Below are 14,348 nucleotides of genomic sequence, written 5' to 3'. Positions count from 1 at the left end.
GTGCGCAGCGGGGGTTCTTTCATGCCCGAGGACGCGCCGGAAAGGAAGGTCGCCCTCGGGCCGAACATACAAGACAGCTTACGCGACGGTGTAAACCCAGTTGTGCTTATCCTCGACAGCACCAGACTGAATACCAGTCAGGGTCTCGCGAAGTTTCTTCATAACAGGGCCGATCTCGGTGCAGCCAGCCGGGAAGGTCACGGTCTCGTCGGCACCATAAACCTTGTTGTCAATCTCGCCGACCGGGGAGATAACAGCAGCGGTGCCGCACAGACCGCACTCGACAAAGGTGCCGGCCTTGACCTCGGCCCACTCGACGGGACGCTGATCAACAGTCATACCCAGGTCCTGAGCGACCTGAACGAGCGAGCGACGGGTGATGGAGGGCAGGATCGAGTCGGTGTGCGACTGCGGAACGACGAGGGTGCCGTCCTCTTTCACGAACAGGACGTTGGCGCCACCGGTCTCCTCGACATAGGTGCGAGACTCGGAGTCAAGATACAGGTTCTCGGCATAGCCCTCGCGATGGGCCTCCATCGTGGGCTTGAGAGACATGGCGTAGTTCAGGCCGGCCTTGATGTTGCCGGTGCCATGCGGGGCTGCACGGTCATACTCGGAAACGCGCAGCTTAACGGGCTTAAGGCCGCCCTTAAAGTACGGACCGACCGGAGTCACGAGAATGCGGAACGTGTACTCAGGAGCAGGAGCCACGCCAATCACGTCACCAGAGCCAATCATAAACGGACGCACGTACAGGGTCGCACCGGAGCCGAAAGGCGGAACCCAGGCAGCGTTGGCAGAAACGACCTGCTTGACGGCCTCAACGAACTTGTCCTTGGGGAACGGGGGCATCTCGAGGCGCTGGGCAGAGTTATACATGCGCTCAGCGTTCATGTCGGGACGGAAGCAGACGATGCTGCCATCCTCGGCGGTGTAGGCCTTCAGGCCCTCAAAGACCTCCTGGCAGTAATGGAAGATGCCGCCGCACTCGGAGACATGCATGGTGTGGTCGGTGGTCAGGCCGCCCTCGTCCCACTCGCCATCCTTCCAATGAGCCTCGTAGCTGTAATCGGTCTTCATGTAGCCAAAGCCGAGGCTACCCCAATCGATATCCTTCTTCTCGACAGTCATATGTCGCTCCTTACATACACAGTTGCATACTCGCGAACCCGCACGCAAGGACCGAGGCCGACCGTGTCGCAACGTCGCACGCCCGGAGCGTAGAGCCGGACGGGACACGCGGGCAACATCGAAGCCGATGGCACGTCGATTCGCATGGACGAGATTGTACTCCCCGCGCGCGTCGGATAAAACGTTTTTCTTTAACTAAGTAAAGTATTTTCATTTGCTTCGGAATTCACCAGGGTAAATAGGCGTCCTCCAAGCCGCGGCGTCCACTCGCCCCATGCGCCCCGCGACCGCCCTATCGATATACTCTAAGTCGAGACGATGATTGGAGCCCCCTTGGCAACTCAGAACAAACGCGAACACTTGACGGAAGACCTGCTCAAGCGGCTGTTGGCCAGTTCGAGCATCGACGCCTATCTGGACGAAGGCGAAACCGTCGACCAAACGCTTCCCTCGTACTTGCGCTGCCTCATCGACGAGCGCCGCATCAAGCGCTCGGACGTCGCACGCAACTCGGGCCTTAACCCGACCGTTGTGTACGACATCTTTGCCGGCAAAAGTCGCCCCGGCCGCGACCACGCCATCATGTTGGCACTCGGTATCGGCTGCACGCTTCGAGAGACGCAGCGCCTTCTGAGACTCGATAGCGTCGCCGAGCTTTGGTGCAAGGATCGCCGCGACGCCATCGTCATCTGGTGCATCGAACGCGGCATGAGCCGAGCGTGCACCGACGACGAGCTCTACCGCTTGGGTGAAAAAACGCTTCTGGGAACCAACCCACTCAAATAGACGCCCACGTCCGCGCGAGCCCCGCAGCTCTATCGTCTCCATACGCGATTCAGTTGCCAACTGAACAAACAGAACAATCGTTGGCATATTATTTTTGGGGCATTTGCCCAGCTACCATGAAGGGAGGACGGCTTGAACGACAACCAGCTCATGCATGCCATGAGCCTTGACGACACCTATCGCGTCGAGCAGGTGCTCGCGCGCGGCGAAGACGGCATTACCGAACTCGTCACGATTGACGGAGCCGGTCCCTTCGTGCGAAAGAAGATTCGACAGGAGCTTGCCCGCCGCAATGTATGGTCGGCACTCACAGAATGCAGCTCGCCCCGCCTTCCCCGCGTTGAGGCGACCTACGAACTACCCGAGCACTTTGTTGTCGTCTACGACTTTGTGCCAGGTCGGTCGCTTTCCAAAGCTATCGAAACCGATGGGCCGTTGACGCCGGAAGAGACGACATCGCTTGGCATCGAGCTTTGCGAGGCGGCCGAGGAGCTCCACAGACATGGCATCGTCCACCGTGACATTTCCCCCAACAATATCGTGGTTGCCGCGAACGGCGCGCACCTCATCGACCTCGGTATTGCCCGCATGCGCGTCGAAGGGGCAAGCAAGGACACGACTTCCCTCGGAACTTGGGGGTTCGCCTCGCCCGAACAATACGGCTTTGCCCAGACCGATGCGCGAAGTGATGTCTACTCCATCGGACGCGTTCTTGGCTTTGCGCTTACGGGTGTCCGTCCCGATGACGAGGCTTACGAGCAAATTCTTAAGAAGAATCTTGATAATGCACCCGCGACGCTCGCCCACGCCATCACGTGCGCCTGCTCGTTTGAGCCAAGCGCGCGATTTCAGTCTGCAGCAGAGATGGCAGGGGCGCTCGCCGGCTCGTCTCGACCGGGAAACGACAGGGCATCTTCTGGCACAGATGGGCATGCCGACCATGCCCAAATGGCAGCGGGTACGCATGCGTCTAAGCGCAACCCAAGCAAAAGCAGGACGCGGACCTTTGGCGGCTTGTTGCTAAAACTGGCACTCGTCACCGCGATGCTTGCCGGGCTGATGGCAGTCGGCGCGATTGCCATCTCGACGTTCCACGCCGACCGAGAAAGCAACAACGGGCCCACGTCCTCATCGCAAGCCGGCCAGTCTGACGGCGTTTCGACATCCAAAAAAGCAAATACGGCAAGCGACGCCAGCCTTCTGTCCGCCGAGCTCTCGATTGCGGAATCAGGCTGGTCGGTTGATGGGCACGGATACGTCCACTTTGGCATCGGCCTTAAAAACTCCGACGGCCCTGCCGCTATCGCATTTCCCACCATTAAGGTCTCCGGATACGATGCGGACGACAACCTGATCTTTACGGATGAGAAAACCTACAGCGCCATCGAGCCCGGCCAGACCGTCTACTTTGGCGATCAGACGGGAAATGGCACCGCTCCCGCGCGCGTTGAGTTCGAGGCGGTCACACCCAGCGGCGTTGCACTTGCCACCGCCACCGAAGCACCGGTGTACGAAATTTTCGATAGCACCGAATCCGCTGGGGCAGACGGCATGCAGTCATTCTTGGCAAAGCTCAAACTCCAAAGTGCTCCGAGCGGCTTTGATAAGACCCAAGTGTTCCTATCGGCTATCCTGCGCGATAAGCAGGGCAATATCGTTGCCGGCTATAACAATTTTTGCGACTGCCCCTCCGTCGGTTCCACGACCCCCGTTTCGGTCGACGTCCACAATCCGCCCACGCACGCAAGCTGCGATATCTACGCCGCCCAATGGTAGGACCGGGGCGCCGTTCGCCGACAGCATATCCGATTCAGTTGGCAACTGAGGAATCCAACCCTTCCCAGCACGACAATACTCATGTCGGGATATCGAAGGAAGGAATTTTCATGAACAAGACTCTTGTCATCATCGGTCTCGCAAGCTCATTGGCACTAGCGATGAGCGGTTGCTCGGCTCCAGCCCAAACCGGCTCAACCGCAACCCAAGACGAAGCACAAAAAGCCGAGTCATCCGCACCGGTTAAAATCAAATCGTCGGATGACCCCCATATTCAATATGTCAAAAACTATGTTGGAATGAACGCGCGCCAGGTGGGTTATACGGCACTCGATGAAATGCGACACGATCACTATGGAAACGGTACGCTCAAAATCGTGTTCCTCACGCCGGATGGTTCCCATATCGACCTGGGGTCGGACGAAAACGATTGGGACGACTCCGCACTTCAAGACTGGAAAGTCGTTTCGCAGAGCCTTGACCCCAATACCGAGTTTACCTATACGTTCTCAAGCGACTCGGACGGCGAGGATACTACCATCGTTGCAACGCAAACCATTGATGAAATCGTGCTATCGCTCGGCAAAGTCGGCAGCTCAACAAAGAAGGCCACCAAATTAACCAAAATCAATCCCGCCACAGACAAATACACTTATTTCATTAAAGATTATGTAGGCAGGAATCTTGCAGACTGCGGTTACCTCTCCCTTGCAGACACCTTCAACGATTCCTATGGTCCAACCTATATCCAGCTCGATATTGTTTCCGAAGATGGCGCCTATGTAGACCCGACCGACTCCTCCGCTCTTGCGAACTACGTCGTTGTCTCTCAAAATGTTGCGCCCAACTCCGAGCTCAAGTTGGTCTACAGCACCAATTCCAACGGTGAGGAATATCCCAACCTGGTCAGTTCGAAATCAATCGATTCTTTCGCATTGACCGTTAAGAAAATCAAATAGCTCCGAATAGCTATTAGCGCACAAAAGGCGCCGCCGCGAGCTCCTTCTGCTCGCAGCGGCGCCTTTGTCATAAAGCCCAATCGCACCCCATGCTTGTTGGGTACTATTCTTGTCGACACCCATTTGGAGAGTCGCAACAAGCGAGGATTAGGCGTTCTGTTTGCCCAGCTTAGCCTTAACCAGGCCGACTACAGTCGGGATGATCGACACGGCTACGATGCCAATGATCAGCAACTCAAAGTGCTCCTGCACAAAGGGGATGCCGCCAAAGAAGTAGCCCAGCAGTGTAAAGACCGTCGACCAGGTAATGCCGCCCAGCACGTTGTAGATGACAAAGTTGCGCCAGTGCATACCGCCCATGCCGGCAATGAAGGGCACAAAGGTGCGGATAAACGGGAAGAAGCGGCCGAGGAAGATGGCCAGGTGACCCCACTTGTCCAAGAAGTCCTCGGACTTTTTGATACGCTCGGGCGTCATGGCCTTGACCTTGCCCGAAGCGATGATCTTTTTGCCAAAGAAGTGACCGATCATAAAGTTGCACTGGTCTCCTAGGATGGCAGCAGCCCATGCTACGGCCAGCAGGGCCACGATGTTAAAGCCACCGTTATGGGCAAAGAAGCCCGAAGCAAACAGCAGTGAATCGCCGGGAAGGAACGGGAAGAACACCACGCCTGTCTCAACGAAGATAATGAGGAACACGCAGCCGTAGGCCATAAGCGGGCCGGCGGCGATCCAGCTGGCAATCGCGGTGCGCGGGTCTTTGAGTAGCTCGGCGATAAAATTGATGAAACCCATGAAGTAAAACCTCTCAGTTGTGGGCGCGGATACGTCCAAGTTGACCAGTATACGGTTGCGGTGCCCCCTCGTGCGCAACCCCACAAAAGCATGACTCCATTACCAGCAAGTTTGCATAACTGACACCTGTCATGCAAAGCCGCCAAGATTATTCTTCCTAATCCCTAGCGAATCGCTATACTTTATTGAATCGCATTGCCATGGCGCTAAGGGAGGGCGGCCGGTGAGCTTTATCAATACCATTCGCGAGGACATAAAGACCGTCCAGACGCAGGACCCCGCCGCGCAAAACGGTTTGGTCATCTTCCTCTCCTATCCTGGCCTGCACGCCAAGTGGAACCACGTGCCCGAGCACTGGCTGTGGGAGCACGGTCATCGCTCGCTCGCCCGTGTGCTCTCGCAAATCACCCGCCACATCACCGGGGTCGAGATTCATCCCGCTGCACAGATCGGCAAGCATTTCTTTATCGACCACGCCATGGGCGTCGTCATCGGCGAAACCACCATCGTGGGCGACAACTGCGTGCTCTACCAGGGCGTCACGCTTGGCGGCACCGGCAACGAAACCGGCAAGCGCCACCCCACCCTGGGCAACAACGTCACCGTGGGCACGGGCGCCAAGGTGCTCGGCAACATTCGCATCGGCAACAACGTCAAAATCGGCGGCAACTCGGTTGTCGTCAAGGACGTGCCCGACAACTGCACCGTCGTGGGCGTACCGGGGCGCATCATCAAGCGCAACGGCTGCCGCGTGTTCGAGGAGAGCTTCGACGCCAAGCAGCACCGCGAGTACATGCCTGACGATGCCGCCGAGCAGTCCGCCCTCAACCGTCAGGGCATCACCGAGAACGCCCGCCGCGTCAAAGAACTCGAGCAAGAGGTAGCCGAGCTCAAAGCCCTCGTTGCCAAACTTGTGGACGAACGCTAGACGCGGACGGCCAATGACAACATTCATGCCAGCGCAAAGGCGCGCCAGGGAATCTATCCCCGGCGCGCCTTATTTCCGATGCGACAAGGGGGCCGTCCCCATGTCGCGTTATGCGAACTGGCTCAGATAGAGGTCGGCGTAGGCGCCCTCAGCAGCCAGCAACTCCTTATGCGTGCCCTGCTCGATAATGTTGCCGTGATCCATGACCAAGATCAGGTCGGCGTCCACGATCGTCGACAGGCGATGCGCGATCACAAAACTCGTGCGCCCGCGCATAAGCGCATCCATAGCACGGCCGATGGCGAGCTCGGTGCGCGTATCCACGCTCGACGTCGCCTCGTCCAGGATGAGAATCGCCGGGTTGTTGAGCAGCACGCGTGCGATGGTCAGCAGCTGGCGCTGCCCTTGGCTAATGCTCTCGGCATCGTTGGCCACCCGCGTGTCATAACCCTGCGGCATGGTGCGCACAAAGAAGTCGACCTGCGCGGCGCGCGCAGCCGCCACGATCTCGTCGCGCGTCGCCTCGGGACAGCCGTAGGCGATGTTTTCGGCAATCGTGCCATCGAATAGCCAGGCGTCCTGCAGCACCATGCCAAACTGCTGGCGCAGCTCGCCGCGGTCCATACAGCTCGTGTCCACGCCGTCGAGCGTAATGCGCCCGCCGTCAATCTCGTAGAAGCGCATGAGCAGGTTGATGAGCGTGGTCTTGCCCGCGCCCGTGGTTCCCACCACGGCGATCTTCTGGCCCGGCTCGGCGGTAAACGACACGTCACGCATAAGCGGCTTGTCGGGCGAATAACCAAAACGCACGTGCTCAAAGGAGACGCGGCCCTCAATGCGACCCGGCAGCCTGGCAGCCTCACCCGGCAGCGGATCGGCTTCCATCTCGGGCTCATCGAGCAGGTCGAACACGCGCTCCGCACTCGCCAGCGCGCTCTGCAGCGAATTGAAAGTGAACGACAGCTGCGTCATGGGTTCGGACGCCTCGTAGATAAACTGGAAGAATGCCTGGAACACGCCGACGGTCATGTGGCCGGCGACCAGCATGCTGCAGCCCACCAGCGCGATCACGATCTGCGCCAAACGGCCGATAAAGCGAACCGCAGGGCCGACGGCATTGATCATAAAGTCGGCCTTGGTACTCACGCGCGCTAGCTCCCTCGAGGCCTCGTGCACCTCGGCAGAGCTCTGATGCTCGCGGTTGAATGCGCGAATCACCAAACGGCCTGAATAGCCTTCCTCGACCGCGCTCGTGATTTTGGACACCCACTCCTGACGCTCGCCCGTCACATCATGCGTACGGCGCGAAACCACCTTGGTCACCAGCAACGATACCGCCGTAAAGCCCAAAAAGACCAACGTGAGCTTGACGCTATAGACGAACATCATGATGATGGCACCCGTCACGGTACCGATCGATACCAGCAGCTGCAGCAATCCGCGCTGCATACTCTCGGACATCTTGTCCAAGTCATTGGTCGCGCGGCTGACCACTTCGCCGGGGCGATGCGCATCAAAGTAGGCGAGCGGCAGGCGGCTGAGCTTCTGCGCGATGCGGTTGCGCAGACGCAGGTTGAGTCGCTCGGCGACGCTCGACATCAAAAAACTCTGCAGCGCATAGAACGATCCGGCGGCCGTCCAGATCAAAAAGTAGACAAAGATGGTCTTACCGCACTGGTCCCAGGTGATGCTGAAGGTAGTTCCGCTGGCAAACGCCACCTGTATATGGCCCCACAGCTCGTCGATAACATGAGCGCTATATGCCGGCGCGGCGGTGTTAAAGATGACGTAGAACACAATGCTCGCGAATACAATATAGAAGCGCCAATGGTCGCCGGCGGCCTCGCTCCACAAGCGGCGCACCGTCGCCCAGGTATCCCGGGGCGTCTCGTCCTCTTCTTCGTCGTCCACGTCGCGCATACGCTCTGCCTCGGCACGGGCGCGCTCGTCCTCGGCACGCTCGTTTTCCTCGTACAGCGCCTGGCGACGAGCCTCGCGCTCGGCCGCGGCCCTGGCGGCGGCATCCAGCTCGGTCGACGCGGCAGACTGCTCGACCGCTTCCTCGGCCGCGTCCACAACGACGGCATCGATAGCGTCGCTGCGCTTCTTGAGCTCCTCGGTCATGCTACTCACCTCCCTTCATCTGCGATTCCGCGATGGCGCGGTACACCTCGCAGGTTTCCATAAGTTCCTCGTGCGCGCCCAGGCCCACGACCTCGCCATCCTTGAGCACGACAATCTGGTCGGCATGCAAAATCGTCGAGATGCGCTGCGCGATGATGAGCACCGCGGCGTCGCGCGTCTCGTCCTGCAGCGCATGGCGCAAGGCCGCATCGGTCTTAAAGTCCAGGGCCGAAAAACTGTCATCGAAGATATACAGATCGGCATGCTTCATGAGCGCACGGGCAATTGCCAGACGCTGGCGCTGGCCGCCCGAAAAGTTCGTACCGCCCTGGGCAACCGGAGTATCGAGCCCCTGCGGCTGATCGAGCACAAAGGTGCTCTGGGCAACCTGCAGCGCATGAAGCATGTCCGCCTCGGTCGCGTCCTCGTTGCCAAAGCGCAGATTGCTTGCCACGGTGCCCGAGAACAGCCACGCCTTCTGCGGCACATAGGCGATGCGCCCGCGAATCTCATCTTGCGAAAGCTCGCGCAGGTCGATGCCGTCCAGGCGAATGGCGCCCTTGGTGGCATCGTGGAAGCGCAGCAGAAGCTTTGCCACCGTCGACTTGCCCGAGCCCGTCGAGCCCACAATCGCGGTCGTCTGACCGCGACGACAGGCAAAGCTCAGGTCGCACAGGGTATCCTCGTCGGCGTCGTCAAAGCGAAACGACATGTGGTCGAACACGGCAACAGCATCCGCATCGTCCTCGGAGGCAGGCGTCCCGTCACCCAGCGTACGCTCGCCGTCCACGATGCTCGGCTCAATCTCCAACACCTGCTGCGCGCGGCTCAAACATGCCGCGGCGCGCGGCAGCGTCAACACAACCATCTGGGCCATCATCACAAAGAACAAGATCAGAATTGCATACTCCAGCACCGCCGAGATACTCGCAATCTGCATGGCATGGGCGCCCACCCGGTTACCGCCCACCCACAGCACCGCCACCTCGGCGATGTTCATCAAAAAGAAGCTGGAGCTGTCAAGGCCCACAAACAGGTGGTTGACCTTGATGGCGTTGGCGGCGTAGTCGCTAAACACCTCGTCCAGGCGCCGCTCCTCGTGATGCTCTTTATTAAAAGCACGAATAACGCGCACGCCCACAATATTCTCGCGCAGCACCACGTTCATGCGGTCGATAAAGCCCTGTAGGCGCATAAAAATCGGTGCCGCATTGGCAACCGTAAAGACCGCCGCAACCAGCACGATCGCAACCACGACGCCCAGAAGCACGCCCATAGCCGGATCGATAAACCAGGCGAAGATGATGCCCGCCACAGCCAAGAACGGCACGGGCAGCACCAGCTGAATCGTCTGAAGGACAGCCTGTTGAATCACGTTGATGTCGTTGAGTGAGCGCGTGATCATCGATCCGGTGCCAAAGCGCTCAAAATCGCTGGCAGACAGCTCGAGTGATTTGTCGTAGACGGCATTGCGGATGTCGCAGGCCACGTTAGCCGCCAGACGCGCCGAAAGATAGCAGCCCAGCACCGTGCCGCCGCTAGCCATGCTCGTCGCGATAAACATGTATAGGCCGTTGCATAAGATGTAGTCGACATCGCCCGTGGTAATACCGGTGTTGACCATGTTCGCCAGCATCGTGGGAACCAACAGCGTACCGACGTTATCCACCAGCAGAGCCAGCAGCGTCACTGCGACAAGCCCTCGATAGGGCTTCAAAAACCTCATTAACAGTCGCACGACTCACCCTCACCTTGATTCTCGGCAGCGATATGCTGCTTAAAGACATCGCACTCATCGCCGAGCGCATGGGAAAATTTTTCGATTAGGCGCATGATTTCGCGCTGTTCCCAGGGCTCGAGCACTTCGAAAGCCTGTTGCTCGGCTTCTTGCGCCGGCAGCGCATATTGCTCGGCAAACCGCATGCCCGCTTCGGTCAAACGCACAACCTTGTTCTTACGGCTGCCTTCGGCAAACTCCAACGTCGCGAAGCCCCGCGCCGTCAAGGTTTTAATTGCCGAGTTGATGGTCTGCTTGCTGTAGAACCATTCGCTTGTCAGACGGCTTACGGCAATACTGCCGCCTGCCGTGCAGGTATCGACGAGCATCCAGTAAGCGCAGTCCGAAAGGCCGCAGGCGCGCGAGAACTCCGAATAGATATGGTCGAGTCCATTGAGCAACCGGTCGAAGTCGGCCGGCGTAACCGCACTATTCATCTATCCCACCATTCGATTGTCCGATTTTTGACCAATTTTATGTCTCTAGATTAGTCCGAGCTTTGACTATCGTCAACAGGTTCTCCGCAAATGCCTACGCTTTTATGGCCTATCGGCAGAAAAAGACCGCCGGCGCGGGGGCGGCGCCAGCGGTCACGTGAAAATCGGATTTCATTGCCTGTTAAGCGGCGACGGCCTCGTAGACCGTAGCGCCCGAGAAGCTATCGTGCAGGCTTTTGCCGCAGATCCAAGGCAGCTCGACGACCTCGCAGAGCGTGTTGACCAGCTCGGAGCAGTCAGTAAAGTGGCCCTTATCGTTGAGGGCCTCGCAATCCTGAACACGCCAATAGCCATCGGTGTGCGTGATGTAGTACTCGTGATCGTCAATCGTCACAAAAGCGCGCGTCCTGGAACGCAGCAGCTTCAGAAATCCTTCGAAATCGGTCTCGACGACATCTCCAGCCTGGAACATGATAGTTACCTCCTGGCCCGGCGCCACCACGGCGCGTTGATAAACGTTGGTACTCCTTTAGTAAAACCTTTATCAGAGGTTATGCGTTCGTCATTTAGGCAAGTGGTAAAAACCGCAGGGCAGACGGGATAAAACGTTTAACCATCCCATTGGCTTGTCACATTTTGAAGGTACTTTTATGCAAACCTACTTACCCAATTGGAATCTATCCTGTTGCCGGGCACTTGACCGTCTATCGTTTGAGCCCGACGGGTATGAACGGGGCATCTGCAACGCCACCGCAAGGAGACACCATGGAGACTATCGAAGCACTCATTCACCGCCGCAGCTGCCGCAAATACAGCGATCGTCCCGTCGAGGCCAAAAAGCTTGCACGTATTATCGAAGCCGGCCAATATGCACCGAGCGGCATGGGCCGCCAGCCGGTGACGTTTGTCGCCGTCACCGACCCCGCGACCGTCGAGCGTCTCTCACAGCTCAACGCCCAGGTCATGGGCAGCAACAGCGACCCCTTCTATGGCGCCAAGACCGTTGTGGTGGTGCTGGTTGACCGCAGCGTGCCCACACATCTGGAAGACGGCTCACTCGCCATGGGCAACTTGCTCAACGCCGCCTATGCACTGGGTGTCGATTCGTGCTGGATTCACCGCGCGCATGAGGTCTTTGACTCGCCCGAGGGCCTGGAGCTGCTGGCCAGCTGGGGCCTGCCCGCCGACGGCAGCCTGCGCGGTGTCGGTAACTGCATTCTGGGCTATGCCGAGGACACGCTACCCGAGGCAAAGCCGCGCCGCGACAACGTGGTGTACGTTAGGTAATTTGTTCCGCCGTTCTACCGAACGGCGGACCACTTGACGCTGCGCGGGCCGCATTCACGCCAATTTGACGTTCAGTTTCGAGGACGCGACCAGAAGGTCAGCGCCCTCTCATTTCGCGTCACCTTGGCGCAAATGCAGCCCGCTCGCTGTTGGCGACTGACATCGAATGAGCTGCTGCTGGCATTCGACACTTGGGCAGCTAAAAGGCCCCGTCCCATATTTGCTACCCCCCTAGCAACTTATCTTGCCGATGGATTTGTCGTCGTTTCATTCGTTCGAGTCGCTTCGGCGCCATCGCCCTGTTCGCCTTCATCCTTTTGAGCATCGGCAATGGTGGCAGCGGCTGCGACCATGCCGCGCTGGGGCGCGACGCCCGTCTGGGTCTGAACGCCCTCGACAACTTCTGTGCCTGCATGCGCGAGCTCGGGCGACTTAAACATTGCGTCCAGATTGGCCCCGCCGCCGGCGTAGCCAAGCGCCGCGAGCGCGATGACAATCACCGCAACAACGACCGCGATCGGAACATAGCGATGCCAGCCTGCGGGATTGAGGCCGCTACGGCGAGCAGCGCCACGGCTAATGTAGCCGAGCGTTCCATCGTGCTTGAGCTTTGACCCCACCACACGCTTACGGCCCCACAGCGATGATTCGGCCTGCATGGCCAAGCGAGCGCTTGCCGAAGGATAACCATATTTAGTGCGTTTGAACGAGCCGTCGAACCCCGAGGCGCTTTTGCCCCACGTCCGTGAAGTCGTGCGACGGTTGACCGGCGCCGCGGGCTTTCGAACCCGATTTGTTTTTGAAGTCTCCGCCATACTCCCCGCACGCCGTAACACAGTCGAAACAATACTGCTTTGGACTGTATCACACGCGCCGAGCGCGGTCACGGGCGCCTCGCTTAACGGTCGTCGTCCTTCAGCAGGCGCCACAGGGTCGTACGGCTTATCCCTAGCACTTCGGCAGCTCGGGTCCTGTTGCCGTGAAGGTGACCTACGACCAGCCGTGCGATATCGCGCTCGGTATCGGCCAGTGGGCGCAAGATATACAGATCGCTATCGAGCGTCGGGGCACCAAAGGTCGCGGTCTTGATAACGTCCTCCTGAGCGAGCACCTCCTCCGCCACCGCCCGCTCGGCCGTACCCATCCTCACTAATATATAAAGTCGTTCCGAAACCTCACGAAGCTGTAGATAGTTACGGGGCCATCGATAGGCATCGAGTGTCTTTGCCGCCCCGGACGACAAGGCAGGTGTTGCCGTCTCAAACATATCTGCCAGATACTCCAGATAGCGCGCAACCTTTTCCGACGCGCCGCCCTGCTCGGCAATCGCCGGCGCCACACTCACTGCACAGGCCAGACGCTCGGTTACAAAAGCAGCCTGATCGCTTTCGCCGCCGCCTGGCATGTCGTTTGCCGTCAACACCACATGGCAACGAGTTGCGAGCGCCGTGTCGATCATTGCGGACACGAGCTCGCGCAGGCGTTGGGGGCCAACGGCATGCCAGCCGCCCATGCAAAGTGTCAGCCCCGTTTGGAATAGCGGCGATTCGGAACTTTTGAGCAGATGGCGCCAACCGCGATCCGTAAGCTCATCGAGCGCAACGGACACAAAGGGCTGATCGGCATAGGGTCCATCCAGGTACAGGCGTTTTGTAATCTGATCCTGTCCCGCGCCCAGCTCGCCCTCGAGCATAAGGGGCACTCCGCGCGCATAGCTCTCCCGTACGGGGGCAGCGACCGCTGCCGCGTCTTCGACGATGCCGTACGCGCTCGATTCGTAGCGGGCCTCAACTTCGTCGGCGTTGAGCCACTCGATGCCCGCATGCGCCGCGGCGGCGCGCACCTCGCGGACCACGATGACCCAAAGGCCCCCGCCCTCTTTGTCGGTGGGGCGAACGGTCAGGCTCAGGCGCGTACCCGCACGCCCCATAACCAGACGCGCGCCGTCTCCTATGCGGTCGAGGCGCTCAGCGACAAAAGCCGCCACATCCCGCTCAAGCGCCGCGTCATTCATGGTCGAGATCGCGACGTCCCCACGCGCATCGATTGCCAATGCCGAGGCCCCGGCAGCAGCTAGGGCATCGGTCAAGATGTTCAGCTTGGCATCGCTATCCATGATTTGCCCCTGTCCGCTGCGACGTACAACCGCCGACGGTCGCACGACCGAGTGTTTCAAAATTGAACGATATTGCTCACCAAACACTATAGGGCAGAAAGCGCCGTCCTGCGAGTATAGGTGTTGCCCCGCATCGCCATCCTGGCGGGGCGATAAGAGCTCTTCGGGATCTATTAACCTGCGGACAAGCCATACCCGCAAGAGCTCCTATCGCTCCACCGCGAGGATGCGG

General features: G+C 59.0%; 13 protein-coding genes. 5 read left to right on the top strand and 8 right to left on the bottom strand.

Features of this window, described 5'->3' with window-relative positions:
* Positions 1–78 precede the first annotated feature (78 nt).
* Complete coding sequence (locus ACQRAQ_RS06910; protein WP_427728837.1) at positions 79–1,131, bottom strand: branched-chain amino acid aminotransferase; 1,053 nt, start codon at positions 1,129–1,131, stop codon at positions 79–81.
* Positions 1,132–1,464: 333 nt separating this feature from the next.
* On the opposite strand from ACQRAQ_RS06910, the gene ACQRAQ_RS06905 reads away from it, so the two are divergent.
* From ACQRAQ_RS06905 to ACQRAQ_RS06895, 3 genes are all read left to right on the top strand, one after another.
* Positions 1,465–1,917, top strand: a complete 453-nt coding sequence (locus ACQRAQ_RS06905; protein WP_138340479.1) for a helix-turn-helix domain-containing protein — start codon at positions 1,465–1,467, stop codon at positions 1,915–1,917.
* A 132-nt stretch (positions 1,918–2,049) separates the two neighbouring features.
* Positions 2,050–3,693 carry a serine/threonine-protein kinase gene (locus tag ACQRAQ_RS06900; protein WP_427794368.1) on the top strand — a complete coding sequence of 548 codons (1,644 nt, stop codon included), beginning with the start codon at positions 2,050–2,052 and terminating at the stop codon, positions 3,691–3,693.
* Between the two features lie 110 nt (positions 3,694–3,803).
* A complete protein-coding gene (locus tag ACQRAQ_RS06895) occupies positions 3,804–4,652 on the top strand; it encodes a hypothetical protein (RefSeq protein WP_427794367.1) in 849 nt (282 codons plus the stop codon).
* A 147-nt stretch (positions 4,653–4,799) separates the two neighbouring features.
* Here the strand turns inward: ACQRAQ_RS06895 and ACQRAQ_RS06890 are convergent, their stop codons facing one another.
* Positions 4,800–5,447 (bottom strand): VTT domain-containing protein, encoded by a 648-nt coding sequence (locus ACQRAQ_RS06890; RefSeq protein WP_154517831.1) that lies wholly within the window; start codon positions 5,445–5,447, stop codon positions 4,800–4,802.
* 223 nt (positions 5,448–5,670) lie between these two features.
* Between ACQRAQ_RS06890 and cysE the strand changes: the two genes are divergently transcribed.
* Positions 5,671–6,375 (top strand): serine O-acetyltransferase, encoded by a 705-nt coding sequence (gene cysE, locus ACQRAQ_RS06885; RefSeq protein ID WP_370450655.1) that lies wholly within the window; start codon positions 5,671–5,673, stop codon positions 6,373–6,375.
* A gap of 108 nt (positions 6,376–6,483) precedes the next feature.
* Here cysE and ACQRAQ_RS06880 read toward each other — a convergent pair whose 3' ends face one another.
* From ACQRAQ_RS06880 to ACQRAQ_RS06865, 4 genes are all read right to left on the bottom strand, one after another.
* Positions 6,484–8,499 carry an ABC transporter ATP-binding protein gene (locus tag ACQRAQ_RS06880; protein WP_427794366.1) on the bottom strand — a complete coding sequence of 672 codons (2,016 nt, stop codon included), beginning with the start codon at positions 8,497–8,499 and terminating at the stop codon, positions 6,484–6,486.
* A gap of 1 nt (position 8,500) precedes the next feature.
* Entirely contained in the window at positions 8,501–10,225 is a 1,725-nt protein-coding gene (locus ACQRAQ_RS06875) for an ABC transporter ATP-binding protein (RefSeq protein ID WP_427794365.1), read from the bottom strand.
* Positions 10,225–10,713, bottom strand: a complete 489-nt coding sequence (locus ACQRAQ_RS06870) for a MarR family winged helix-turn-helix transcriptional regulator (protein ID WP_427794364.1) — start codon at positions 10,711–10,713, stop codon at positions 10,225–10,227. The genes ACQRAQ_RS06875 and ACQRAQ_RS06870 overlap by 1 nt, the downstream gene beginning before the upstream one ends.
* Before the next feature lie 181 nt (positions 10,714–10,894).
* Entirely contained in the window at positions 10,895–11,185 is a 291-nt protein-coding gene (locus ACQRAQ_RS06865; protein ID WP_427794363.1) for a CDP-alcohol phosphatidyltransferase, read from the bottom strand.
* Between the two features lie 293 nt (positions 11,186–11,478).
* Here ACQRAQ_RS06865 and ACQRAQ_RS06860 point away from each other — a divergent pair, with 293 nt between their 5' ends.
* Positions 11,479–12,000: a nitroreductase family protein gene (locus ACQRAQ_RS06860; RefSeq protein ID WP_427794362.1), complete on the top strand. Its 522-nt coding sequence runs from the start codon at positions 11,479–11,481 to the stop codon at positions 11,998–12,000.
* Positions 12,001–12,239: 239 nt separating this feature from the next.
* Here the strand turns inward: ACQRAQ_RS06860 and ACQRAQ_RS06855 are convergent, their stop codons facing one another.
* Together ACQRAQ_RS06855 and ACQRAQ_RS06850 are read right to left on the bottom strand one after the other, a co-directional pair.
* On the bottom strand, positions 12,240–12,659 hold the full coding sequence (locus tag ACQRAQ_RS06855; protein WP_427794361.1) for a hypothetical protein: 420 nt from the start codon (positions 12,657–12,659) through the stop codon (positions 12,240–12,242).
* A 239-nt stretch (positions 12,660–12,898) separates the two neighbouring features.
* Positions 12,899–14,116: a helix-turn-helix domain-containing protein gene (locus ACQRAQ_RS06850; protein WP_427794360.1), complete on the bottom strand. Its 1,218-nt coding sequence runs from the start codon at positions 14,114–14,116 to the stop codon at positions 12,899–12,901.
* Positions 14,117–14,348: the final 232 nt, after the last annotated feature.

Origin of the sequence: Collinsella sp. SGI.178 (genome assembly GCF_050313495.1) — a bacterium.
Lineage (GTDB): Bacteria > Actinomycetota > Coriobacteriia > Coriobacteriales > Coriobacteriaceae > Collinsella.
This window is presented reverse-complemented; position numbering and strand designations above follow the sequence as displayed.

What these genes read in the sequence shown, in the direction of transcription:
- ACQRAQ_RS06850 (WP_427794360.1), bottom strand. Translation starts at nt 14,116, where the DNA reads ATGGATAGCGATGCCAAGCTGAACATCTTGACCGATGCCCTAGCTGCT.
- ACQRAQ_RS06895 (WP_427794367.1), top strand. Translation starts at nt 3,804, where the DNA reads ATGAACAAGACTCTTGTCATCATCGGTCTCGCAAGCTCATTGGCACTA.
- ACQRAQ_RS06865 (WP_427794363.1), bottom strand. Translation starts at nt 11,185, where the DNA reads ATGTTCCAGGCTGGAGATGTCGTCGAGACCGATTTCGAAGGATTTCTG.
- ACQRAQ_RS06890 (WP_154517831.1), bottom strand. Translation starts at nt 5,447, where the DNA reads ATGGGTTTCATCAATTTTATCGCCGAGCTACTCAAAGACCCGCGCACC.
- ACQRAQ_RS06855 (WP_427794361.1), bottom strand. Translation starts at nt 12,659, where the DNA reads ATGCAGGCCGAATCATCGCTGTGGGGCCGTAAGCGTGTGGTGGGGTCA.
- ACQRAQ_RS06860 (WP_427794362.1), top strand. Translation starts at nt 11,479, where the DNA reads ATGGAGACTATCGAAGCACTCATTCACCGCCGCAGCTGCCGCAAATAC.
- ACQRAQ_RS06870 (WP_427794364.1), bottom strand. Translation starts at nt 10,713, where the DNA reads ATGAATAGTGCGGTTACGCCGGCCGACTTCGACCGGTTGCTCAATGGA.
- ACQRAQ_RS06875 (WP_427794365.1), bottom strand. Translation starts at nt 10,225, where the DNA reads ATGAGGTTTTTGAAGCCCTATCGAGGGCTTGTCGCAGTGACGCTGCTG.
- ACQRAQ_RS06910 (WP_427728837.1), bottom strand. Translation starts at nt 1,131, where the DNA reads ATGACTGTCGAGAAGAAGGATATCGATTGGGGTAGCCTCGGCTTTGGC.
- ACQRAQ_RS06880 (WP_427794366.1), bottom strand. Translation starts at nt 8,499, where the DNA reads ATGACCGAGGAGCTCAAGAAGCGCAGCGACGCTATCGATGCCGTCGTT.